At 60.5% G+C, this 21290-nt stretch carries 25 protein-coding genes; 16 read left to right on the forward strand and 9 right to left on the reverse strand.

All coding sequences use genetic code 11. The features are described from left to right. The 3 genes from BMZ81_RS06070 to BMZ81_RS06080 all read right to left on the reverse strand — a co-directional run. Positions 1 to 2069, reverse strand: a 2069-nt coding sequence (locus BMZ81_RS06070) for a polyribonucleotide nucleotidyltransferase (protein WP_091129842.1), incomplete at its 3' end; no start/stop codon positions are given. A gap of 220 nt (positions 2070 to 2289) precedes the next feature. After that, positions 2290 to 2556, reverse strand: coding sequence for a 30S ribosomal protein S15 (gene rpsO / locus BMZ81_RS06075; protein ID WP_091129845.1), 267 nt, complete (start codon positions 2554 to 2556; stop codon positions 2290 to 2292). Positions 2557 to 2771: 215 nt separating this feature from the next. Further along, entirely contained in the window at positions 2772 to 4394 is a 1623-nt protein-coding gene (locus BMZ81_RS06080; protein WP_091129847.1) for a spermidine synthase, read from the reverse strand. A 244-nt stretch (positions 4395 to 4638) separates the two neighbouring features. On the opposite strand from BMZ81_RS06080, the gene BMZ81_RS06085 reads away from it, so the two are divergent. The 6 genes from BMZ81_RS06085 to BMZ81_RS06105 all read left to right on the forward strand — a co-directional run bounded on the left by BMZ81_RS06085 (position 4639) and on the right by BMZ81_RS06105 (position 9188). Continuing rightward, a complete protein-coding gene (locus tag BMZ81_RS06085; RefSeq protein WP_091129849.1) occupies positions 4639 to 4998 on the forward strand; it encodes a GntR family transcriptional regulator in 360 nt (119 codons plus the stop codon). Next, positions 4995 to 5891: an ABC transporter ATP-binding protein gene (locus BMZ81_RS06090; RefSeq protein ID WP_091129852.1), complete on the forward strand. Its 897-nt coding sequence runs from the start codon at positions 4995 to 4997 to the stop codon at positions 5889 to 5891. The genes BMZ81_RS06085 and BMZ81_RS06090 overlap by 4 nt, the downstream gene beginning before the upstream one ends. Then, positions 5866 to 7968: an ABC transporter permease gene (locus BMZ81_RS06095; protein ID WP_091129855.1), complete on the forward strand. Its 2103-nt coding sequence runs from the start codon at positions 5866 to 5868 to the stop codon at positions 7966 to 7968. The genes BMZ81_RS06090 and BMZ81_RS06095 overlap by 26 nt, the downstream gene beginning before the upstream one ends. A 3-nt stretch (positions 7969 to 7971) precedes the next feature. Beyond that, positions 7972 to 8622 carry a peptidoglycan recognition protein family protein gene (locus BMZ81_RS06100; RefSeq protein ID WP_091129857.1) on the forward strand — a complete coding sequence of 217 codons (651 nt, stop codon included), beginning with the start codon at positions 7972 to 7974 and terminating at the stop codon, positions 8620 to 8622. 141 nt (positions 8623 to 8763) lie between these two features. Next, entirely contained in the window at positions 8764 to 8934 is a 171-nt protein-coding gene (locus tag BMZ81_RS14010; RefSeq protein WP_177187219.1) for a hypothetical protein, read from the forward strand. A gap of 23 nt (positions 8935 to 8957) precedes the next feature. Continuing rightward, positions 8958 to 9188, forward strand: a complete 231-nt coding sequence (locus BMZ81_RS06105) for a hypothetical protein (protein WP_091129859.1) — start codon at positions 8958 to 8960, stop codon at positions 9186 to 9188. A 38-nt stretch (positions 9189 to 9226) separates the two neighbouring features. On the opposite strand, the gene BMZ81_RS06110 is transcribed toward BMZ81_RS06105, so the two are convergent. After that, positions 9227 to 9442 (reverse strand): helix-turn-helix domain-containing protein, encoded by a 216-nt coding sequence (locus tag BMZ81_RS06110; RefSeq protein WP_091129860.1) that lies wholly within the window; start codon positions 9440 to 9442, stop codon positions 9227 to 9229. A gap of 104 nt (positions 9443 to 9546) precedes the next feature. Here BMZ81_RS06110 and BMZ81_RS14015 point away from each other — a divergent pair, with 104 nt between their 5' ends. The 5 genes from BMZ81_RS14015 to BMZ81_RS06130 all read left to right on the forward strand — a co-directional run bounded on the left by BMZ81_RS14015 (position 9547) and on the right by BMZ81_RS06130 (position 14844). Further along, a complete protein-coding gene (locus BMZ81_RS14015) occupies positions 9547 to 9714 on the forward strand; it encodes a hypothetical protein (RefSeq protein ID WP_177187220.1) in 168 nt (55 codons plus the stop codon). A 401-nt stretch (positions 9715 to 10115) separates the two neighbouring features. Beyond that, positions 10116 to 12929: an isoleucine--tRNA ligase gene (gene ileS / locus BMZ81_RS06115; RefSeq protein WP_091129862.1), complete on the forward strand. Its 2814-nt coding sequence runs from the start codon at positions 10116 to 10118 to the stop codon at positions 12927 to 12929. A 175-nt stretch (positions 12930 to 13104) separates the two neighbouring features. After that, positions 13105 to 13407, forward strand: a complete 303-nt coding sequence (locus tag BMZ81_RS06120; protein WP_091129863.1) for a DUF4491 family protein — start codon at positions 13105 to 13107, stop codon at positions 13405 to 13407. Beyond that, positions 13404 to 13955 (forward strand): signal peptidase II, encoded by a 552-nt coding sequence (gene lspA / locus BMZ81_RS06125; protein ID WP_091130127.1) that lies wholly within the window; start codon positions 13404 to 13406, stop codon positions 13953 to 13955. Before BMZ81_RS06120 ends, lspA begins: the two co-directional genes overlap by 4 nt. Then, positions 13927 to 14844: an RluA family pseudouridine synthase gene (locus BMZ81_RS06130; RefSeq protein ID WP_091129866.1), complete on the forward strand. Its 918-nt coding sequence runs from the start codon at positions 13927 to 13929 to the stop codon at positions 14842 to 14844. The genes lspA and BMZ81_RS06130 overlap by 29 nt, the downstream gene beginning before the upstream one ends. A 33-nt stretch (positions 14845 to 14877) precedes the next feature. On the opposite strand, the gene BMZ81_RS06135 is transcribed toward BMZ81_RS06130, so the two are convergent. After that, positions 14878 to 15093 (reverse strand): hypothetical protein, encoded by a 216-nt coding sequence (locus BMZ81_RS06135; RefSeq protein ID WP_091129867.1) that lies wholly within the window; start codon positions 15091 to 15093, stop codon positions 14878 to 14880. A gap of 94 nt (positions 15094 to 15187) precedes the next feature. On the opposite strand from BMZ81_RS06135, the gene BMZ81_RS06140 reads away from it, so the two are divergent. After that, positions 15188 to 15406, forward strand: a complete 219-nt coding sequence (locus BMZ81_RS06140; RefSeq protein WP_091129869.1) for a helix-turn-helix domain-containing protein — start codon at positions 15188 to 15190, stop codon at positions 15404 to 15406. Further along, positions 15406 to 16119, forward strand: coding sequence for an HAD family hydrolase (locus tag BMZ81_RS06145; RefSeq protein ID WP_091129871.1), 714 nt, complete (start codon positions 15406 to 15408; stop codon positions 16117 to 16119). Before BMZ81_RS06140 ends, BMZ81_RS06145 begins: the two co-directional genes overlap by 1 nt. Before the next feature lie 36 nt (positions 16120 to 16155). Here BMZ81_RS06145 and BMZ81_RS06150 read toward each other — a convergent pair whose 3' ends face one another. From BMZ81_RS06150 to BMZ81_RS06160, 3 genes are read right to left on the reverse strand one after another with little or no spacing between them, the layout of a single operon-like run. Further along, the gene (locus tag BMZ81_RS06150; RefSeq protein ID WP_091129873.1) at positions 16156 to 16686 is read right to left on the reverse strand and encodes an inorganic diphosphatase; all 531 of its coding nucleotides are present in this window, start codon (positions 16684 to 16686) and stop codon (positions 16156 to 16158) included. Positions 16687 to 16736: 50 nt separating this feature from the next. Beyond that, positions 16737 to 17327, reverse strand: coding sequence for a sugar O-acetyltransferase (locus tag BMZ81_RS06155; protein ID WP_091129874.1), 591 nt, complete (start codon positions 17325 to 17327; stop codon positions 16737 to 16739). A gap of 44 nt (positions 17328 to 17371) precedes the next feature. Then, on the reverse strand, positions 17372 to 17965 hold the full coding sequence (locus BMZ81_RS06160) for a GNAT family N-acetyltransferase (protein WP_091129877.1): 594 nt from the start codon (positions 17963 to 17965) through the stop codon (positions 17372 to 17374). Positions 17966 to 18142: 177 nt separating this feature from the next. Here BMZ81_RS06160 and miaB point away from each other — a divergent pair, with 177 nt between their 5' ends. Then, positions 18143 to 19555: a tRNA (N6-isopentenyl adenosine(37)-C2)-methylthiotransferase MiaB gene (gene miaB, locus BMZ81_RS06165; protein WP_091129879.1), complete on the forward strand. Its 1413-nt coding sequence runs from the start codon at positions 18143 to 18145 to the stop codon at positions 19553 to 19555. A gap of 12 nt (positions 19556 to 19567) precedes the next feature. Here miaB and BMZ81_RS06170 read toward each other — a convergent pair whose 3' ends face one another. Beyond that, entirely contained in the window at positions 19568 to 19810 is a 243-nt protein-coding gene (locus BMZ81_RS06170; protein WP_091129881.1) for a hypothetical protein, read from the reverse strand. Positions 19811 to 19899: 89 nt separating this feature from the next. On the opposite strand from BMZ81_RS06170, the gene BMZ81_RS06175 reads away from it, so the two are divergent. Together BMZ81_RS06175 and BMZ81_RS06180 are read left to right on the forward strand one after the other, a co-directional pair. Further along, positions 19900 to 20928 carry an MBL fold metallo-hydrolase gene (locus BMZ81_RS06175; protein WP_177187221.1) on the forward strand — a complete coding sequence of 343 codons (1029 nt, stop codon included), beginning with the start codon at positions 19900 to 19902 and terminating at the stop codon, positions 20926 to 20928. A 105-nt stretch (positions 20929 to 21033) separates the two neighbouring features. Next, the gene (locus BMZ81_RS06180; protein ID WP_177187222.1) at positions 21034 to 21288 is read left to right on the forward strand and encodes a helix-turn-helix domain-containing protein; all 255 of its coding nucleotides are present in this window, start codon (positions 21034 to 21036) and stop codon (positions 21286 to 21288) included. Positions 21289 to 21290 lie beyond the last annotated feature (2 nt).

Here is a 21290-nt window from a genome sequence, read left to right on the forward strand (position 1 = left end):
TCGTCGATTTCCGTGACCTTGACCCACATCATGTCGCCGATCTTGCAGGCGTCCTCCACCTTCTCAATGCGGTGGTCGGCCAGCTTGGAGATGTGCACCAGGCCGTCCTTGCCGGGGGCCAGCTCCACAAAGGCGCCGAAGGTCATCAATCGCACAACCCGGCCGTAGTACAGGGCGCCCACCTCAGGCACAAACACAATGTCGTCAATGCACTTCTTGGCGGCGTCGCAGCTGGCGGCGTCCACGCCGGCGATGAAGATGGAGCCGTCGTCGTTGATGTCAATTTTCGCGCCGGTGTCGGCCACGATCTTCTGGATGACCTTGCCGCCGGAGCCGATGACCTCCCGGATGCGGGAGGGATCGATGTGCATGGTAATCATCTTGGGTGCGTACTGGCTGACTTCCTTCCGGGGCTCTGCGATGGCGGGCAGCATGATCTGGTCCAGAATCTGGCAGCGGGCGTCATAGGTGGTGTCCAGAGCCTCTTTGATGATCTCCATGGTCAGGCCGTCGTTCTTCAGGTCCATCTGAATGGCGGTGATGCCCTTCTTGGTGCCGCCCACCTTGAAGTCCATCTCGCCGTGGAAATCCTCCACGCCCTGGATGTCGATAAAAGTGGTGAAGGAGCCGTCGTCATCCTGAATCAGGCCGCAGGAGATGCCGGCCACAGGGGCCTTGATGGGCACGCCGGCATCCATCAGCGCCAGGGTGGAGCCGCAGATGGAGCCCTGAGAGGTGGAGCCGTTGGAGCTGAGCACCTCGGAGACAACCCGGATGGCATAGGGGAACTCCTCCACGGAGGGCAGCACGGGCAGCAGGGCCCGCTCTGCCAAGGCGCCGTGGCCGATCTCACGCCGGCCGGGACTGCGGGCGGGCTTGGCCTCGCCGACAGAATAGCCGGGGAAGTTGTAGTGGTGCATATAGCGTTTCTCCGTCTCTTCCCAGATGGTGTCCAGCTTCTGGTTGGCGGAGAGGGTATCCAGGGTGCAGGCAGACAGAACCTGGGTCTGTCCGCGGGTGAACAGGCCGGAGCCATGGGCACGGGGCAGCACGCCCACCTCGGCGGCCAGAGGACGGATCTCGTTCTTCTGGCGGCCGTCTACGCGGTGGCCTTCCAGCAGCCAGGCCTTGACGATCTTCTTCTGGAACTTATAGGTGAACTCCTCCAGATACTTGTCCATATCCGGATACTGCTCCAGGTACTTCTCATGCCAGTGCTCGATCATGGCGTTCCAGCGGGCCTCCCGGACGTTCTTGTCGTCGGTGTCCATGGCGGCCTTGGCCTCGTCCATGAAGTTGGCCACAATATCGTCGAACAGCTCCTGGTTAAAGTCGGCATGGGGATAGTCGAACTTGGGCTTGCCGATCTCGCTGACCATCTGATGGATCAGGGTGATGACCTTCTGGTTTTCCGCATGGGCGGACTTGATGGCCTCAAACATGACATCGTTGGAAACTTCGTTGGCGCCGGCCTCAATCATAACCACCTTCTTATCGGTGGAAACCACAGTCACGTCCAGGTCGCTGACCTTCCGCTGCTCGCTGTTGGGGTTGAAGACCAGCTTGCCATCCACCAGGCCGACCTTCAGGGCTCCCACAGGGCCGTTCCAGGGAATATCGGAGATGGCCAGGGCGGCGGAGGTGCCGATCAAAGCCGCGATCTCGGGAGAGCAGTCGTGATCCACGCTCATGACCGTGCACATAATGGAGACGTCGTTGCGGAAATCATAGGGGAACAGGGGGCGGATGGGGCGGTCGATGACACGGCTGGTCAAAACGCCCTTCTCGCCGGGCCGGCCCTCCCGGCGGTTAAAACTGCCGGGAATGCGGCCCACAGAATACATCTTCTCCTCGAAGTCCACGCTCAGGGGGAAGAAGTCGATGCCGTCCCGGGGACGGGCGGAAGCGGTGGCGCAGCAGAGCACGCGGGTGTCGCCATAACCCACCATGACGGCGGCGTTGGCAAGCTCTGCCAGCTTGCCCACTTCCAGAGTCAGGGGCCGGCCGGCCAGCTCCATTTCGTACTTGTGGTAGTTGGAGAATTGCCGCTTGGTAATAATAGTTGACATAATGTTGCTCCTTTACAAATGACTCAGGAGAGGCTCTTTTCGCATTTGAAAGCATGTCCGAGACGATTACCGTCCGGCGGCCGGTGGATTCAGGCACACTTTCAAACACAAAAAGACAGCGGCTCCTGGTGAAAAGACGAAAGACGGGTACGCCGCGTCCGCGGCGCATAGATGTGAAAGAAGGGTGGTGAAGGAGATCCTACACCACCCCGTTTCAAACTTACTTCCGGATACCCAGCTTGGCAATCAGGGCGCGGTAGCGCTCGATGTCCTTTTTCTGCAGGTAGTCCAGCAGACGGCGGCGCTTACCGACCATCTGCAGCAATCCGCGGTTGGAGTGCTTGTCCTGAGGATTGGCCCGCATGTGCTCGGTCAGCACGTTGATCCGCTCGGTCAGAATGGCGACCTGGACCTCGGGAGAGCCGGTGTCGTTTTCGTGGGTACGGTTTGCGTCGATGATGGCAGTTTTCTGTTCTTTGCGCAGCATAGTAAAGTTCCACCTTTCTGATAATAGCACCCGCAGGACTGCGCCTTGGGATCGGTGAAAGTCCGCAAAACGAAGCGCTGGGGCAATATTTGTATGCATTTGCATACCTAATGAACTATATCATAGAAGCATTTGGTTGTAAAGAAAAACTTGCGCAGGGAAACATTTTTTTGCGGGCGGTGGGCTGAGTGCCCCAAAACCGCCGTGGACCCCTTTTACAAAAGGCGGTCCATCAGGCCCTGAACGCCTTCCTGCTCGTATACTTCCCGGTATGCCGCCACTTCATTCTGAATCAGGGTATCAATTACATGGATTCCCAGTAGCTCCACAGGGGCGCAGTCGTCTGTCAGCAGCAGATCCCCGGCCTGGTAGGGGACCAGGCGATCTTCCAAAACCGTCTCCATCAGCCGCCGCAGCTCGGGGGATTCCACCGTGTCCGTGTTGGCGGAAAAGGTCTCCAGGACATCGCTGCAGTTCCAGGCGAAGAGCTCCCGGTTGGTGGTGTGGGGCACATCGGCAGTGTAGACATGGGAAAACGCGGAGGCAATGGTGTCTGCCAAATGGGCGTTGATGCTGTCCGCTCCGTCGGAGTGCATGTTCATGTTCACTGCCATGACGCCGTCCTCCTTCAGGTGGTCACGGACCAGCGTGAAAAACTCCGCTGTGGACATCTGAAAGGGGATGGTGATGTCCTGATAGGCGTCCACCAGAATCACGTCGTACTGCTTGTCTACCGCCTGCAGGTAGGCCCGCCCGTCGTAAGTGGCTACCGCTACGTCCTCCGGAAGATCAAAGTACGTGCGGGCCAAATCTGTAATGGACCGGTCGATTTCCACGCCTTCGACGGACAGATTGCGGTCGGGAGAAGAAGGGAAAAACTCCCCGCACTGCGTTGCGTATGTACCGCTGCCCATGCCCAGAATCAGGATGTCAAATTGGGGCTTCTTCTGAATATCCGCCATCAACGGGGCCGCCAGAGCGGTATCGTAATACATGCCGGTAAGACCGCCGCCCTTTTGTTTGACAGATTGGACGCCGAAGAGCACGTTGGTAGAGAGAATGACGGAGCGGTCCGTCTCTTTGACCTGAAGGTAGTTGTACACGGACTCTCCCTCATAGAGGAGATCGCTCTCCCAGAAGGCAAAGCTGTCCGTATGGCCGAACACAGCGCAGAGTACGACGGCGGCGACGGCGGCCGCGCAGGTCCGCAGATGCGTTCGCCCGCTTAAAAAATACACCAATGCCAAGGCAAGGAGAATGCCCGCAAAAATCAAAAACGTGACAGAGGTCCCCACCGCGGGAATGGTGACAAAGGTAGGCAGGAATGTACCCAAAATACTGCCCACCGTGTTAAAGGCCTCCATATTCCCCACAATGCGTCCGTTGTCCTCCAGGGATTTGGTGGTGTACTTCACCAGAGAGGGGGTGACGGTGCCCAGCAGAAACAGCGGAAACACAAAAATGATCATGCAGGCGGCAAAGGCCGCGGCAATGAGGAAGTTGGTGCTGACTGTAAAAATCAGCAGGGCCGAAACGGCCAGAATCACGTATTTTCCAACCACCGGAATCAGCGCGATCCAAATGGCGGCAATTAAAATCCGCCGGTACAGACGATCCGGGTTGGGGTGTTTGTCCGCCTCCCGGCCGCCGTAAATATTGCCCAGAGCCATGGCAATCATAATCGTGCCGATAATAATGGTCCAGACAATTTGGGAAGAGCTGAAATAGGGGGCCAGCAGGCGGCTGGCACCCAGCTCCACCGCCATGACAGCTACGCCGGAGAAAAATTCCGTCAGGTAGAGAAAGGTGCGTTTTTTTAAAATAGGGCGGTTGTCCATGAAGAGCTCCTTTTCCTGTCCAATGGGCTGTACGGGGACCTGCTGAAAAACGGATCATAAAAATGTATATATTTGGTATTATCATCCGTCCCACACCGCCCAAAGTCAAGAAAAATTTCCGGGCGGAGTTTCCAAAGAAAGGGATTGACAGGTAAAGAAACCTATGCTACTCTGTCTGTATTAGTACAGTTAATACAGTTGTGGCAGGCAGAATCCATCTGCCGCAGAAGGGAAGGTGAGGACGATGATCAGCCTGAACTACCGGGACTCCCGCCCCATTTACGAGCAGATCAAGGACGGACTGCGAAAGCTGATTGTCACGGGAGCCATCAAGGCGGACGATAAAATTCCGTCTGTGCGGGCGCTGGCCACCCAGCTGGCCATCAACCCCAATACCATCCAGCGGGCCTATAACGATCTGGAGAGCGAGGGGTACATCTACTCCGTCCCAGGCAAGGGCAGCTTTGCCGCTGGAAACAGCGGCGCGGATGCGGCCAGAAAGCAGGAGCTGCTGGCAAAGATCCGGGAGCTTTTGGCGGAGCTGCGGTATCTGGGTGTCAGCCAGCAGGAGCTGCTGGATCTGATGAAGGAGGTGTGCGTATGATTGAGGTGAATGGTGCCGTCAAGCTTTTTGACGGCTTTGCGGCTCTGGATGGGGCCACGCTGTCAGTGCCGGCCGGCAGTGTTTACGGGCTGGTGGGCCCCAACGGCGCCGGCAAGTCCACCCTGATCCGGCACCTGACGGGGATTTACCGTCAGGACGGAGGCAGCATCCGCATCGGCGGTGAGAACGTCTGGGAAAATGCCGCCCTGAAGGCCCGGGTGGCCGCCATTCCGGATGACTGGTATTATTTCCTCCAGTCCACAGTCCGGGATATGATGCGCTTTTACCGGGGCTTTTATCCCGCCTTTTCCATGGAGCGGTATGAAAAGCTGAAAGAGGTCTTTGCCATTGACGAGAAGCGGACCATCCGCCGCCTCTCCAAGGGCATGCAGAAGCAGGTGGCCTTCTGGCTGACACTCTCCTGTATGCCGGACTACTTAATTCTGGATGAGCCGGTGGACGGCCTGGATCCGGTGATGCGGCGGCAGGTGTGGTCCCTGGTGATGAGCGACGTGGCCCAGCGGGGCACTACGGTGCTGGTGTCCTCCCACAACCTGCGGGAACTGGAGGACGTGTGTGACCATGTGGGCATTATGGACCACGGCAAGGTGCTGCTGGAGCGGAGCCTGGCCCAGCTGCAGGACAACATGGTCAAGCTGCAGGTGGTGTTTCCCGACGGTGTGGCGGAGGTTCCGGCGGACCTGCCGGTGCTTCATACTTCCCGGGTGGGCCGGATTCACACCCTGATCATGCGGATGAGTGCCGAGGAGGCTGAGGCAAAGGTGGCGGCGTACAGCCCGCTGCTGGTGGACGCGGTGCCCCTGACGCTGGAGGAGATTTTTATTTACGAACTGGGAGGTGCGGACTATGCAGTCAAAGACATCGTGCTTTAAGTGCCTGAATGGGACCCTGCTCCGCAAAAATCTGACCCGGTTCTGGCCCCTGTGGGTGCTGTACGCGGCCATCTGGACGCTGGCGGCGCCGGTTTATCAGTTCTTGACGCTCTTCGGCGTCACTGCCCGGTATGTGGACTCTGCCGCCCAGCTGGCGGACCGGTCCGCCGCAGCCCTGCTGGAGACGGGGACGGAATTCGGCCTGTGGATGGCAGTGCTCTTCGGCTGCCTGTTCGCCATGGCCCTGTATTCCTATCTGTACACCGCCCGGAGCGTGGGGATGATGCACAGCTTTCCTCTCCGGCGGGAGTGCCTGTTTCTCACCAACTTCCTGACGGGCTGCGTGGTCTTTCTCACCACGCTGGTTGTCAGCGCCCTGCTGACCGCCGCCGTTCAGGCTGCGGCCGGCATGCTGGACTGGCGGAATCTCGGATTGTGGTTCCTCTGCGCAGCGGGGCAGATGCTGTTTTTCTATGCCTTTGCCGTGTTCTGCGCCATGTTTACCGGCCAGATGCTGGCGGCCCCGGCATTTTACGTTGCCTGGAACGCTGTGGCTTATGTGCTTGACGCATCTGTGCAGAGCTTTGCGGGGCTGTTTCTCTACGGCTATGAGGGCGGCGGCACCCCCGGCTGGGTGCAGTGGCTGACCCCCATCTACCAGCTGGAAAGCCGCCTGCGGACCACCAGCGAGTGGAACGAGGCCCTGCGCTGCAGAGTGAACCACGATGTGGAGGGGCTTGGTACGCTCGGGATTTACGCCCTGGCGGGCGTGGCATTTGCCGTGGGTGCCCTGGTGGTTTATAAACTCCGACGCAGCGAGACGGCAGGGGACACTGTGTCCATCCGGTGGGCACGGCAGCTGTTCCGCTTCGGTGTGGGACTGTGCGCCGCCATGACCTTCGGCCAGTGGCTGTACCAACTGATCTGGGATCAGTTCTTTTACGCGGACACGGGGCTTCACGTGCTGACGCTGGCGATCCTCTGTATGGTGGCGCTGGGCCTTGTGGGCTTTTACGGGGCAGAGATGCTGCTGTGCAAGTCCTTCCGGGTGTTCCGCTCCGGCTGGAAGGGCGCCGTTCTCACCGCTGCCATTGTGGTGGCGCTGGGCGTGGGCGTGGGGCTGGACGTCACCGGCGTGGAAACCCGGGTGCCGGAGATTGGAGAAATCAAAGAACTCTCCGTCCGCATTGGCTGCAGCAACAGCGTCTCCGCCACGGTCACCGATCGGGAGACGATCCAAAAGTTTTTGGATCTCCACCAGGCGCTGATTGACGGGAAGGACGAGGAACTGCGCCGGAAGGATTATTACCGCTTCAATGATGCCGAACCGGCGGGGGAGACTCACGACAGCGGCTGGGTGGATTTGACCTATGATCTGGATGGCAATACCCTGCGGCGCAGCTACAGCCTGACCTATGTCTATGAGGAATTGGAAAAGCCGGACAGCCTGGTGTCCAGGGCAGCGGCCCTGGCCAGCGACCCCACGGTGCAGCGGGCCGGTTTGATGAGCGACTGGGACGATGTGACGGTGCAGGACCTGGAGGAGCACCTGTCCTCCGGGCAGATGGACTATGTCCAGCGGATTTACAGCAACGGCGAGGGCTGGGAGGGAAGCACCTATCCCTTTGAGGAGTCTGTGGCGCGGGAGGTGCTGGCGGCGCTTCTGCGGGACATCGACGCCGGGCGGGGCGGCCGCACCATTTTCCGGAAGGCCGGCTGGAATCAGGTGTATCAAAACGACCTTCTCTTCCGCTATCGGGGAGAGGACAATGAGGAGCGCTTCAGTGTGCAGATCTCCTTTACCCCAGAGTATACGGAGACGGTGGCCGCGCTGAAACGGCTGGGCATCGCCACGGAGAGTCGTCCCCTGCTGACCCAGGGCGAGGTGCATGAGATTTCCGAGACGGGCGGCCAGCTTCCGGGGCTGGAGGCCACGGAGAATTACAGCGCTGCGGCTGAGGCGGGCCGGGTGCCGCCGGATGTCTCCGGCACGGTGGTTTATGAGAACCCCGACACGGGGGAGCAGGTGCTGATGGTGCCTACGGAGGAGCGGACCCCGCAGGAGGCGAACACCTGACCCATGGCGTCGCGAAAGAGAAAACGAAAAATCAACCCCCGGTTTGCGGCCCTGTGCCTGGTGGTTTTGTTTGTGCTGGCCGCCGCGGCCCTGTGGCTGTGGAACGCGGGCCGGGGGCTTCCGGGAGAGGGTGTTCGGCCTCCCGAGTATGTGGAGCAGGATGCGCTGCCCGTGAACGAGTGGTCCCGCCCCGGCACGGCGCTGGAACGGATTGACGGCGTGGTGATTCACTACGTGGGGAATCCCGGCACCACCGCTGAGGCCAACCGGAATTACTTCGCGTCCCTGGCCTCCGGCGAGGAAGGGGTGTATGCCAGCAGCCACTTCGTGGTGGGGCTGGAGGGAGAGGTGATTCAGTGCATTCCCCTGACGGAGATTGCCTATGCCTCCAACACCCGCAATGACGACACCGTGTCCGTGGAGGTCTGCCACCCGGATGACGCCGGGGAGTTTTCCGATGTTACTTACCGCCGGACGGTGGAGCTGACCGCCTGGCTGTGCCGGGAATTTGATCTGGACCCGGAAACAGATGTTATTCGCCACTATGATGTGACGGGGAAGGACTGCCCCAAATACTATGTGGAACATCCGGAGGCCTGGGACCGGTTCCGCACCGACGTGGCGGCGGAGCTGGAGCGGCAGGCGGATTCCTGACAGGCAAGCGGTACGGGCGATCCGACGGCAAACAATGTAAAAATTTTTTCTTACTTTTATGAAACAAATCGGCATTCTGAATCGTCTATATAGTATCAGAAATTTTGCATGTGTGCGGACGCAAAGAAGGGAGCTTTCCTTATGGAACAGAATACAGCGATTGGAAACCTGTGGCGCATCTGGGTCGACACCAAGCGGCGGATTGTCTCCTTCCACGAGGAGGAGGGCTGCCAGCTGCTGGAGTTCCGAAGCCACGAGATGTTTTTGAACTGCGTGGACCAGTACACCGGCCGGCAATACCGCTACCAATAAATAAAAGAAAGAGTGAACCCAAGATGACGTGGAAACACGGCCTGCAGATTGCCTATCTGGCAGTTGGCTTTTTAACAGTGTTGGAATTTATTTTTATCCGGGGGATGTTTACCTGGCTGCCCATGGTGCTGGCAGTGGCCGTGTTTGGCGCGGCAAACGTGATTGTCTCCTGCCGGGACCGGGAGTGGCTGCCGGCATGCCATTACATTTTAAGCGCAGTGGCCCTGTGCATGGGCTATCTGGTATTGGCCTGAAAAAAGGACGCCGTACGGCGTCCTTTTTGTTTCTGTTTTCAAAGGGGATATGGTGCGGGATTGCTGGTGAGACCCAGCAGGTAATCCGTGCTGGTGCCGTAAAACTGTGCCAGGGCAATCAGGGCTGCGCTGGGAATATCCAGAGCGCCGCTTTCATAGCGGGAATACGTCGCCTGAGAAACATGGAGCACAGCGGCCACGGCCTGCTGGTTCAAATCGCGGTCCTCCCGAAGATCACGCAGCCGACGGTACATAGGCGACCCTCCTGTTTTTTACTGATTGTATGATATGCAAAAAATGCATATTGATTTTTATGCGAAAATCGCATAATATGGAGGGGCGGGAAGGAGGCGGAACAATGGCGGAGAAACAGGGAGAGGCCGTTTGGCGGATGTGGGTGGATACCAGAAGACGGGTGGTGTCCTTTCACGAGGTGGAGGAGAGCCAGCCGCTGGAATTCCGCAGCTGGGAGATGTTTATCCATGCAGTGGATGAGTATGCCAGGCAGCGCTATCGCTACCAGTAGGATTTGATGGCTTTTCGGCACTTTTTACGGAAAATGCGGTTGACAAACCGGCGAAACGTGATAAGATAGGTGAGGAATTGGATAGTTTGGCGTGGATAAGGACGAGTATTCCCCTGTTCCCTGCGAAGAGAGCTGCCGTTTGGTGCAAGGCGGAGAGGGACGCGGGACGAAAATCACCTTGGAGCCTCCTGCTGAAAGACGACGCGAGTAGGTGTGGACGTGTGATGCCCGTTACAGCATCGGCCTGTTTTTTTGCAGGCTGTGAGCGGCCGCGCCCCGTGAGGGGACGGCAACTGAGAGTGGTACCGCAGAAGTTTGCTTACAACGCTTCTGTCTCTTTGGAGACAGAGGCGTTTTTTGTGTTATGAATCACTTTTTAAAAATAAAAGGAGCGCATCGGAATGGACTATAACAAGACCATCAATCTGCCGAAGACCGACTTCCCCATGCGGGCGGGTCTGCCCAAGCGGGAGCCGGACATGCTCAAACGCTGGCAGGAGCAGGACGTATACAATGAGCTTTTGAAAAAGAACGAGGGCAAGCCCCGCTTTTCCCTCCACGACGGCCCGCCGTTTTCCAACGGCGCGCTGCACATGGGCCACGCGCTGAATAAGTCCATCAAGGACTTTATCACCCGGTCCTATGCCATGCGGGGCTATTACACCCCCTATATCCCCGGCTGGGACAACCACGGCATGCCCATCGAGTCCGCCATCATCAAGCAGAATAAGCTCAACCGCAAGGCCATGAGCGTGCCGGACTTCCGCTCCGCCTGCCATGAGTTTGCCCAGCACTATATCGACGTGCAGATGGAGGGCTTCCAGCGGATGGGCGTCATCGCCGACTGGGAGCACCCCTACAAGACCATGGACCCCGGCTTTGAGGCTGAGGAGGTCAAGGTCTTCGGCGAGATGTACAAGAAGGGCTATATCTACAAGGGCCTCAAGCCTGTGTACTGGTGTCCCAAGGACGAGACCGCCCTGGCGGAGGCGGAGATTGAGTATCAGGACGACCCCTGCACCACCGTGTATGTGAAATTCCCCATGCACGACGATTTGGGGAAGCTCTCCGGCTATGACAAGAGCCGCCTCTGCTTTGTGATTTGGACCACCACCATCTGGACGCTGCCGGGCAACCTGGCCATCGCCCTGCATCCCGACGAGTCCTACGCCCTGGTGAAGGTCCCCTCCGGCGACGTGTTCATCATGGCTGAGGCCCTTACCGATAAGGTGATGCGCATCGGTGGCTTTGAGAGCTATGAGATTGTGGAGACCCATCCCGGCGCGTTCTTTGAGAACATGCTGGCGGATCACCCCTTCCTGCCCAAAACCAGCCGCCTGCTGCTGGCGGACTATGTCACCATGGACTCCGGTACCGGCTGCGTCCACACCGCTCCCGGCTTCGGCGCGGACGACTATCAGACCTGCCGCCGCTACGGCATGGAGATGGTGGTGCCTGTGGACGACCAGGGCCGCCACACCGACTATGCCGGAAAGTACGCCGGCATGAAGACGGAGGAGTCCAACCCCGTCATTTTGAACGACATGAAGGAGAGCGGCGCCCTCTTTGCCTCTGAGGACATCGTTCACAGCTACCCCCACTGCTGGCGCTGCAAGGGCCCCATCATCTTCCGGGCCACGCCCCAGTGGTTCTGTTCCGTAGATGCCTTCAAGGACGAGGCTTGTACTGCCTGCGACGACGTGCGCTGGGTGCCCGGCTGGGGCATTGACCGGATGAAGTCCATGATCCGGGAGCGTAACGACTGGTGCATCTCCCGCCAGCGGAAGTGGGGCCTGCCCATTCCGGTGGTATACTGCAAGGACTGCGGCAAGCCCATCTGCAACGATGAGACGATTGCCGCCATCTCCGCGCTGTTTGAGAAGGAGGGCTCCAACGCCTGGTTTGCCAGGGAGGCGGAGGAAATTCTGCCGGAGGGCTTCGCCTGCCCCCACTGCGGCGCCAAGAGCGGTTTTACCAAGGAGGAGGACACCCTGGACGGCTGGTTCGACTCCGGCTCCACCCACTTCGCATCCATGAAGAAGGACCAGGGCTTCTGGCCTGCCGACATGTATCTGGAGGGGCTGGACCAGTACCGCGGCTGGTTCCAGAGCTCCCTGCTCACTGCCGTGGGCGCTCTGGGCATGGGTGCGCCCTTCAAGGAGTGCGTCACCCACGGCTGGACCGTGGATGGTGAGGGCAAGGCCATGCACAAGTCCCTGGGTAACGGCATGGACCCCTATGAGATTTTCAATAAGTACGGCGCCGATTTGCTGCGGCTGTGGGCGGCCAGTGCCGACTACCACGCGGACGTCCGCTGCTCCGACGCCATCTTCAAGCAGCTCTCCCAGAATTATCTGAAGTTCCGCAACACCGCCCGGTACTGCCTGGGCAACCTGGACGGCTTTGACGCGGGCGACCTGGTTCCCGCCTCCCAGATGGAGGAGTTGGACCGCTGGGCTGTCACCCGGCTGAACGCACTGATTGAGAAGTGCTTTGCCGCCTATGACGATTACGAATTCCTGGTGGTCACCCACGCGGTGAACGATTTCTGCGTGGTGGAGATGAGCAACTTCTACCTGGACATTATCAAGGACCGCCTGTACTGCGAGGAGAAGGACGGCGCCCTTCGCCGCAGCGCCCAGACCGCCCTGTTCCTGATCCTGGACACCATGACCAAAATCATGGCTCCCATCCTGGCCTTCACCTGCGATGAGATCTGGCAGGCCATGCCCCACCGCGCCGGGGACGACCATCGCAACGTGGTGTTCAACGAGATGAACAAGCCCTTTGCCGACTACGCCCTGGACGAGGCCGCCATGGCCAAGTGGGATGTGGCCGTCCGTATGCGGGACGATGTCAACGCCGTGCTGGAAACCGCCCGCGCCGACAAGAAGATCGGCAAGGCCCTGGAGGCCCATGTGGCTCTCCATGCCGGGGACGACGAGACGGCCGCTGCCCTGATGCAGGTGTCCGGACTGAACCTGGCGGAGATCTTCATCGTCTCCGACTGCGCGGTTTCCGGTGCCGCCCCTGCCGAGAGCTCCGTGACAGGCCGGGGCACCGCCTTCCCGGGCCTCACCGTGGAGGTCAGTGAGGCCAAGGGCGGCAAGTGTGAGCGCTGCTGGATGCACTCCACCCGCGTGGGCGAGGATGCCGACCATCCCACATTGTGCCCCCGCTGCGCTGCGGTGGTGAAGAATCTGCCCCAGTTCTGAAGCGAACGGTAAACGGTGTAAAAGGCCCGGAAGCATCCGCTTCCGGGCCTTTTTCCCAGCAGGGGCGGGCCGGAAGGCTGTGACAACGCCGTTGCAAATCCCCGTCAAATCGGGTACACTGAAAATAAACTTCCCGGCGGAAGGTGCCGGAAAAACAGAGGGGGTAGAGGGCCTTATGAATATTCAGGGCATTTTGCTGGGCATCGTGTCCTTTTGCATCATTGGGGTGTGGCACCCCATTGTCATCAAAGGGGAATATTACTTTGGAAAAAACGTCTGCATCCCGGTGTTCGCCGTGGTGGGCGCGGCATGTGTGATTGCCTCGCTGCTGCTGGAAAACACCTTCGCCAGCGTGGGAGTGGCCTTGTTCGGCTTCTCCGCCCTGTGGGGAATCGGAGAGGTCCGGGAGCAGGAGGAGCGGGTGAAAAAGGGCTGGTTTCCCCAAAACCCGAAGAGGAAGGAGCAGTCACGGGTATGAAGGATTCAAGAAAGGGTACGTTGCCGCTGTTTCTGGCGCTGGCGGCGGTGCTGCTGGCGCTGGACCAGTGGATAAAGTGGTGGACGGCGGCGAACTTTGCCGCCCCGGTGCCGCCGAACCTCTATGCCACGGCTGACGCGGCAAGACCCCTGCTGCCGGGCGTGGTGGAGCTGACGCGGGTGCATAATTACGGCGCCGCCTGGTCCAGCTTTTCCGGGATGCGATGGCTGCTGGTGGCAGTCACCGGGGTGATTGTGCTGGGCGTGGCGGTGCTGCTGGCAAAGGGCGTGGTCCGCCACCCGCTGGGAATGGCGGCCGGCTGCCTGGTGCTCTCCGGCGGCCTGGGCAATATCATCGACCGGGTCCGGCTGGGATATGTGGTGGATATGTTCCACTTCCAGTTCTGGCCCTCCTATCCGGTGTTCAACCTGGCGGACATCTGGATTGTCTCCGGCGCGGTGCTGGGGTGTATGTACTATCTGTGGTTCTACGACAAATACGACGGGAAGGGCGGCGCCCATGGAGCTTCTGACACTCCAAGTCAATAAAGAGGATGCGGGGCGGCGGGCTGACGCGTACCTCGCCTCCTGTCTGGAGGGGGTGACCCGCTCCGCCGCGGCCCGGCTGTGCGGGGAGGGGCGGGTGGTCTGCGGCGAAAAGGCCCTGGGGAAGAACCACAAGCTGACCGGGACGGAGACGCTGACAGTTACGCTCCCGGACCCGGAGCCTGTGGATGTGCGGCCCCAGGACATCCCCCTGGACGTGGTGTACGAGGACGGGGATGTGATTGTGGTGAACAAGCCCAAGGGGCTGGTGGTCCACCCGGCTCCCGGCCATCCGGACGGCACGCTGGTGAATGCGCTGCTGTACCACTGCGGGGAGTCCCTGTCTGGCATTGGCGGGGAGCTGCGGCCCGGCATTGTCCACCGGATTGACCGGGATACCTCGGGGCTTATCATCGCGGCCAAAAACGATTACGCCCACCAGAAGCTGGCAGCCCAGCTGCAGGACCACACCCTGGCCCGGATTTACCGGTGCATTGTGACGGGCAGCCTGCGGGAGGATGCCGGCACCGTGGACGCGCCGATTGGGCGTCACCCGGCGGACCGGAAGAAGATGGCCGTGACGGCCGGCGGACGGCGCGCCGTCACCCACTGGAAGGTATTGGAGCGGTTTCCGGGCTTCACCTATGTGGAGTGCCGGCTGGAGACGGGGCGCACCCATCAAATCCGGGTTCACATGGCCCACATCGGCCACCCGATTCTGGGGGACACGGTATATGGGAACAAAAAGCCGGTCCCCGGCCTGCAGGGCCAGTGCCTTCACGCGGTGGGCCTTTCGTTTGTCCATCCCCGCACCGGGGCGCTGGTGGAGCTTGCCTGCGGCCTGCCGGAGGAATTCCAGGCCCAGCTCAAGAAGCTGGAAGCCCGGCGGTAACAGCCGGCGCCAAAACAGGAGAGAAGGCCGCGGTCAGCGGCCTTTTTCTGCGGGGCAGAGGGGATTGTGCCCCGGCTCCGCCGGGACCCAAAGGGGGCAGGACTGGCCCTCCTGCCGGTCCTTGACCCGGGGAAAGGTGCAGTGTCCCACGCTCAGGGGCATAAATTGGGTGCGGTACCAGATGTAATGGCGGATAAAATGGCCGCAGCCGCCGCAGTACACGTCGTCCCGCTTCTCATAAAGGGGCATGTTCATCACCTCCATAAAAAATAATATCGGTGAGAACCATATTTGTCAATATCGGAATTACCGATACGCTATTGTATTACCAAGAGGTGATACAATGTATTTTCGGAGAATTGGTGAACTTCGCACGGACAGAGATATGAAGCAAATTGAGATTGCAAAGTACCTTGGTGTTAACCAGGGAACGTATTCTGATTATGAAAACGGGAAAATCAACATCCCCATCGACATGCTGATTCGGCTGGCGGATCTTTACGGCGTCAGCCTGGATTATCTGGTGGGCCGCGCTGACAGGCGGCAGGGAGGGCCCTTTTGATGCTGGACGCGGTTCTCTGGGACTACGACGGCACGCTGGCCGATACGATGGTAAAAAACCTGGCGGTGACCCGGGCGGTGTTTCAGCGGCTGGATCCGGCCCTGCTGAACCCGCCGCCGGAGGCGCTGTCCTCTCTGGAGGACTATCGGGCGGCCAATTACCGCTGGAAGAACTGGCGGGAGCTGTACGCCCACGCCTGCGGCGTGCCGGAGGCGCGCCTGGACGAGGCGGGCCGCCTGTGGGCGCCCTGCCAGCAGGCGGATGAGACGCTGCCGCCCCTTTTCGGCGGACTGAGGGAGGTGCTGCGGCAGCTGCGCGGCGTTCCCATGGGCATCTGCTCCCAAAACAGCGCGGACAATATCCGCGCCGCTCTGGCGCGCCACGGGGTGGGGGAGTGCTTTGCCGCCGTGGTGGGCAATGACGACGTGCCCTATTCGGCCCAGAAGCCTAACCCGGCGGCCTTCCTGCTCTGCCTGGAGCGGCTGGGCCTGACCGGCGGACAGTTTGTGTATATCGGGGACCACCCCGGGGATGTGGCCTTCGGCAGGGCGGCGGAGCGCATCCTGCGGGAGCGGGGGGCGAAAGCTGCCGTCACCTGCGTGGCCGTCCGGTGGGAGGCGGGCGCAGAGCCGGAGTTTTCCATCCCGCCGGACGCCGTGGCCCGCACGCCGGCGGAGCTGGCGGAACTCCTCCGGGAGCTTGGGGAGACGTAAAAAAACCGGGAGAGCAGACGCTCTCCCGGTTTTCGCTCAGGCCCCGTAGACCTGCCGGTATTTGTCCAACGCCTCCTGAATGATGGAGATGGCGGCCTCCCGGCCCTTGGCGTCGCCGATGACGGTGTACTTTCCCTCCAGCCCCTTGTAGACCGCGAAAAAGTGGCGCATCTCCTCGGAGATATGGACGGGAAGCTCCACAATGTCGGAAAACTCCCGGTAGGCCGGGTCCTCAAAGGGAATGGCCAGAATTTTCTCGTCCCGCTCGCCGTCATCCGTCATGATGATGACGCCGATGGGATAGCACCGGACAATGCTCATGGGCAAAATGGGCTCGCTGCACAGCACCAGCACATCCAGCGGGTCGCCGTCCTCCGCCAGGGTCAGGGGCAGAAGGCCGTAGTTGGCGGGATAGTGGGTGGAGGTATAGAGAATCCGGTCCAGCCGTAGCGCGCCGGTCTCCTTGTCCAGCTCGTATTTGTTCTTGGAGCCCTTCTGAATTTCAATGACAGCCCAGAAGTCCTCCGGCTGCATGTGGGCGGGATTGACGTCGTGCCAGAGATGCATGTTGCGTCCTCCTTCGTTGTATTGACGGGAAATAGTATGCCCCGCCTGTGTCAAATTTCAAGGCCGATGGTAATTTCCTCGTCCTCCTTTGTAATGGGGCGGAGCACCCGGCAGGGATTGCCCACGGCCACCACGCCGTCCGGAATGTCGCGGGTCACCACGCTGCCGCCTCCGATGACCACATTGCTGCCGATGGTGACGCCGGGCAGCACCTGCACCCCGCCGCCGAACCACACGTGATCGCCCACGGTAATGGGCCGGGCATATTCCAGGCCCCAGTCCCGGCGCACGCTGTCGATGGGGTGTGTGGCGGTATAAAATCCGCAGTTGGGCGCGATGAACACAAAGTCCCCGAAGATCACGGGGGCGCAGTCCAGAATCACGCAGTTGTGGTTGGCGAAAAAGTGGCTGCCCACGGTGATGTTGTATCCGTAGTCACACCAGAAGGGCGGCATAATGGAGCAGGAAGCCCCCATGCGGCCCAGCAGGGTTTTCAAAATCTCCTCCTGCTCCTCTGCGCGGGAGGGCGGCAGCTGGTTGAACGCATGGCAGAGATCCTTGGCCGCCATCCGTTCCGTTGACAGCTGCAGGACATCCGCAAGATAGAGCTTTCCCGCCAGCATTTTTTCTTTTTCCGTCATAAAGCTCTCCTCCCGCGCCCGGCCGGGCGCATTCATTTGAACATTCAGCGCGGGGACAAACGGCGGGGCTGCGAAAAGCGGCGCAGCACCGCGTCGGTCTCATCCCGGGGCACCGCCGGAAAGGGGAGAAGGGGAATGGGGTCTTGATCATAGGGGGCAATGGGCTTTTCAAACCAGGCCACATCGTGCCAGGCCCCGGCCTTGAACCCCGCCAGGCGGTAGGTGCCGATGCGCCGGAAGCCTAGGGATTCGTGAAGGCGCTCACTCTTTTCGTTGGGCACAGTGACGCAGCCGTAGACCGTGCGGATGCCCTGAAGCTTCAAAAGCTCTATCAGCGCCGTGTACAGCTGCCTTCCCAGTCCCCGGGAGGTGCAGGCGCGGTCCAGATAGACGGACAGCTCCGCGTTCCACTGATAGGCCGCCCGCTCCGCCTGCCGGTGGGCGTAGGCATAGCCCGTGATGCGGCCGTCCTCCTCGCAGACCAGATAGGGGTACCCCCCGGAGATGTCGGCAATCCGCCGGGCAAACGCCTCCTCTGTGGGAAGCGTGTATTCAAACGTAATGGGGGTATCCATATATTGGCCGTAAATCCGCAGCAGCGCAGGAGCGTCGGCCGGGGCGGCAAGCCGGATGATCACAGGGCATCACTCCTTTTGGAATTGCCCTGATTGTAGCACACAGCGGCCGGAGCGGCAAGCTTGAATCCATACAAAAATTGTCAAAATCCTGCGGGGGCGTTTGGATTCCGCCTTGTGCTTTTTCGCGGGTTATGCTATGATAATCTAGTTGAAGTATCTGTATTTGGAGGAACAAAGTTGGAACGCGAAAACGTATTGGTCTCCGGGGCGGACCTTGCCCGCCAGCGGGACTTTGAAGAGAAGATCAAGACCATGTTCGCCGCCCGCCAGGCCCATCCCGTGGCCTGCGTGGATACCTTCGGCTGCCAGCAGAACGTGGCCGACGGCCAGAAGCTGATGGGTATGCTGGAGGCGTGCGGCTTTACCTTTACGGAGGATCCCAAGGAGGCGGATCTGGTGATTTTGAACACCTGCGCCGTCCGGGAGCACGCGGAGCAGCGGGTGTTCGGGAACCTTGGCATTCTGACCCACACAAAGCGGGAGAATCCGGAGCAGGTGGTGGCTTTGTGCGGCTGCATGGCGCAGGAGGAGCGGGTGGCAAAACGGGTGAAGGAGTCCTACCGCCATGTGGATTTGGTGTTCGGCCCCCATGCCCTGTGGAAATTTCCGGAGCTTCTCTGGCAGGTGTACGACAGCCGCAGGCGGGTTTTCGCCGTGGACGACGAGCACGGCACGATTGCCGAGGGAATCCCCGTGGTGCGGGAGAAGGGCGTGAAGGCCTGGGTCTCCATCATGTACGGGTGCAACAACTTCTGCTCGTACTGCATCGTGCCCTATGTCCGGGGCCGGGAGCGGAGCCGGGATCCGGAGGCGGTGCTCGCCGAGGTCCGGGAGCTGGTGGCCGCCGGCTACAAGGACATCACCCTGCTGGGCCAGAACGTCAACTCCTATGGAAACGATTTGGAAATCGGATATGACTTTGCGGATCTGCTGGCGGAGATTGACCGCATCCCCGGCGAGTATTGGATCCGCTTTATGTCCAGCCATCCCAAGGACGCCACGAAAAAGCTCTTTGACACCATGGCGCGCTGCGGCCACGTGGCCAGGCAGCTGCACCTGCCCTTCCAGTCCGGCAACGACCGGGTGCTGAGGGAGATGAACCGCCGGTACACCCGGTCGCAGTATCTGGAGCTGGTGAATTACGCCAAGGAGAAGATGCCGGGCCTGGTTCTGACCTCCGATGTGATCATCGGCTTTCCCGGCGAGACCGAGGCCGAGGCCATGGACACCGTGTCGCTGGTGGAGGAGGTGGGCTTTGACGCCCTCTTCACGTTTATCTACTCCCCCCGGCCCGGCACCAAAGCGGCGGCCATGCCGGACCCCGCCACCCGGGCGGAGAAACAGAAGTGGTTCGATAAGCTCCTGGAGGTGCAGAACCGCATGTCCGCAGCGCTTCACGCCGCCTATATCGGAAGGACGGTCCGGGTGCTGGTGGACGGCGAAAGCGACGATCCGGACTATCCCCTCTCCTCCCGGACGGAGGGCAACCGCCTGGTGCGGCTGAAGGGGGACAAGGCCCTCATCGGGCAGTTTGCCCAGGTGCGCGTCACTGCCAGCAACACCTGGGCACTGTACGCCGAGGCGGTTTGAGAGAGGCCGGGATCAGCGGAAAATCTCCCTGGCCAGCAAAAAAGCCTGCCGGGCAAAGATCTCCTCGCTGACGGAGGCAAGGGCGTTGCTGGCCTCCTCATAGCGGAGGAACAGCCTGCGCTGCTCCGGAGACAGGGTGTTCCGCAGCGCTTCCCCCGCCTGGTGCTGCCGGGTCTGCCGGGCAAGGTATTCCCAGTTGGCGGACGGGCTGTGCTCGGTTAAGTGATTCAGAAGAACCGTGATGTAATCGTCCATAAGCACCACCTAAAAACAAAATTGACAAGTACGTTTGGGTATGTATAATATAACATACCCGTATGTGCCTGTCAATAGAAAGGGGCACTATGTATTTCCACGAAAATTTGCTGCGGCTGCGCCATAAAAACTCCATGAAGCAGCAGGAAGTTGCTGATGGAGCGGGACTCAGCCTGCGTGCGTATCAAAATTACGAGCGGGGCCTGCGGGAACCGCAGTTGACAGCCCTGACGGCCCTGGCCGATTTTTACGACCTGCCCCTGGACGAGCTGGTGGGGCGGAAGCGGTGCATCCGGGTGACCACCCTGCTGGAGAACACCGCCTGCCGGGAGGATCTCTGCCATGCCCACGGCCTGTCCCTCTATATCGAGACGCCCCGGCACAAGATCCTCTTCGACATGGGGCCAAACGATGATTTTCTGGCCAACGCAAAAGCGCTGGGCGTGGATCTGGCGGCGGTGGATCTGGCGGTGCTGTCCCACGGCCACTATGACCACGGGGGCGGCCTGGCCGCCTTCTGCCGCCTGAACAGCCGGGCGCAGATCTATCTCCACAGGGCCGCCTTCGGCGCCTATTACGCCCGGGAGGCGGACGGCGCACTGCGGTACATCGGCCTGCCCCTGGGGCTGGAGGAGTTCCGGGACCGCTTTGTCCTCACCGGGGAGGAGACGGTGATTGACCGGGAGCTGACCCTGTTCGCCAACCCCGCGGCGGTGTTTGACATTGGCTCCGCCAGCGCCAAGCTGGGGGAGAAGGTGGGCGGCGAGCTGCTGCCCGATGCGTTCCGCCACGAGCAGAGCCTGTTGATTCAGGCGGCGGGGAAGTCCGTGCTGGTGGCGGGCTGCGCCCACCGGGGCGCGGTCAATATTCTGGCGGAGGCCCGCAGGCGGCTGGGAAAGGATCCGGACGCCCTTTTCGGCGGGTTCCACCTGTTCGAGCTGGCGGCGGGGGATCCGGCCGCCGACGCCCTGATCGACGCCACCGGCGAGGCGCTGCTGCCCGGGAAAACCATGTACTACACCGGCCACTGCACGGGGGCGTATGCCTATGAGCGGCTCTCCGCCGTTTTGGGGGAGCGGCTGCGCCCCATGACCGGCGGAAGCGTGGCGGAGATCTGACAGGGCAGGCATTGAAAAAATAAATTGACATGTCCGAACGGTCGTCTTATGATGAAAAGTATAACATGCTCAAACGGTCATGTCAAGAGGCGGGAGCTAGGTTTGATGACGTTTTCAGAGCATCTTTTGACATTGAGAACAAAAAACGGCCTGCTGCAAAAGGATGTGGCCAAAGCGGCCGGCGTTGTTGTGCGGGTCTATCAGCGTTATGAGTATGGGGAGCGGGAACCGGGGCTCTCCACCCTGGTGGCCCTGGCGGATTTTTACGGCATCAGTGTGGACGAGCTGATCGGCCATACGCCCCGTCCCCGCACCAGGCCTTTCCCCCGGGCGGAAGAGACAGAGAACAACGAACAATGAGG

It is taken from the genome of Oscillibacter sp. PC13, assembly GCF_900115635.1.
GTDB lineage: Bacteria > Bacillota > Clostridia > Oscillospirales > Oscillospiraceae > Oscillibacter.

Excerpts from the sequence above, each read along its gene's own strand:
- rpsO (WP_091129845.1), bottom strand. The coding sequence starts at position 2,556 with ATGCTGCGCAAAGAACAGAAAACTGCCATCATCGACGCAAACCGTACC.
- BMZ81_RS06080 (WP_091129847.1), bottom strand. The coding sequence starts at position 4,394 with ATGGACAACCGCCCTATTTTAAAAAAACGCACCTTTCTCTACCTGACG.
- BMZ81_RS06085 (WP_091129849.1), top strand. The coding sequence starts at position 4,639 with ATGATCAGCCTGAACTACCGGGACTCCCGCCCCATTTACGAGCAGATC.
- BMZ81_RS06090 (WP_091129852.1), top strand. The coding sequence starts at position 4,995 with ATGATTGAGGTGAATGGTGCCGTCAAGCTTTTTGACGGCTTTGCGGCT.
- BMZ81_RS06095 (WP_091129855.1), top strand. The coding sequence starts at position 5,866 with ATGCAGTCAAAGACATCGTGCTTTAAGTGCCTGAATGGGACCCTGCTC.
- BMZ81_RS06100 (WP_091129857.1), top strand. The coding sequence starts at position 7,972 with ATGGCGTCGCGAAAGAGAAAACGAAAAATCAACCCCCGGTTTGCGGCC.
- BMZ81_RS14010 (WP_177187219.1), top strand. The coding sequence starts at position 8,764 with ATGGAACAGAATACAGCGATTGGAAACCTGTGGCGCATCTGGGTCGAC.
- BMZ81_RS06105 (WP_091129859.1), top strand. The coding sequence starts at position 8,958 with ATGACGTGGAAACACGGCCTGCAGATTGCCTATCTGGCAGTTGGCTTT.
- BMZ81_RS06110 (WP_091129860.1), bottom strand. The coding sequence starts at position 9,442 with ATGTACCGTCGGCTGCGTGATCTTCGGGAGGACCGCGATTTGAACCAG.
- BMZ81_RS14015 (WP_177187220.1), top strand. The coding sequence starts at position 9,547 with ATGGCGGAGAAACAGGGAGAGGCCGTTTGGCGGATGTGGGTGGATACC.
- ileS (WP_091129862.1), top strand. The coding sequence starts at position 10,116 with ATGGACTATAACAAGACCATCAATCTGCCGAAGACCGACTTCCCCATG.
- BMZ81_RS06120 (WP_091129863.1), top strand. The coding sequence starts at position 13,105 with ATGAATATTCAGGGCATTTTGCTGGGCATCGTGTCCTTTTGCATCATT.
- lspA (WP_091130127.1), top strand. The coding sequence starts at position 13,404 with ATGAAGGATTCAAGAAAGGGTACGTTGCCGCTGTTTCTGGCGCTGGCG.
- BMZ81_RS06130 (WP_091129866.1), top strand. The coding sequence starts at position 13,927 with ATGGAGCTTCTGACACTCCAAGTCAATAAAGAGGATGCGGGGCGGCGG.
- BMZ81_RS06135 (WP_091129867.1), bottom strand. The coding sequence starts at position 15,093 with ATGCCCCTTTATGAGAAGCGGGACGACGTGTACTGCGGCGGCTGCGGC.
- BMZ81_RS06140 (WP_091129869.1), top strand. The coding sequence starts at position 15,188 with ATGTATTTTCGGAGAATTGGTGAACTTCGCACGGACAGAGATATGAAG.
- BMZ81_RS06145 (WP_091129871.1), top strand. The coding sequence starts at position 15,406 with ATGCTGGACGCGGTTCTCTGGGACTACGACGGCACGCTGGCCGATACG.
- BMZ81_RS06150 (WP_091129873.1), bottom strand. The coding sequence starts at position 16,686 with ATGCATCTCTGGCACGACGTCAATCCCGCCCACATGCAGCCGGAGGAC.
- BMZ81_RS06155 (WP_091129874.1), bottom strand. The coding sequence starts at position 17,327 with ATGACGGAAAAAGAAAAAATGCTGGCGGGAAAGCTCTATCTTGCGGAT.
- BMZ81_RS06170 (WP_091129881.1), bottom strand. The coding sequence starts at position 19,810 with ATGGACGATTACATCACGGTTCTTCTGAATCACTTAACCGAGCACAGC.
- BMZ81_RS06175 (WP_177187221.1), top strand. The coding sequence starts at position 19,900 with ATGTATTTCCACGAAAATTTGCTGCGGCTGCGCCATAAAAACTCCATG.
- BMZ81_RS06180 (WP_177187222.1), top strand. The coding sequence starts at position 21,034 with ATGACGTTTTCAGAGCATCTTTTGACATTGAGAACAAAAAACGGCCTG.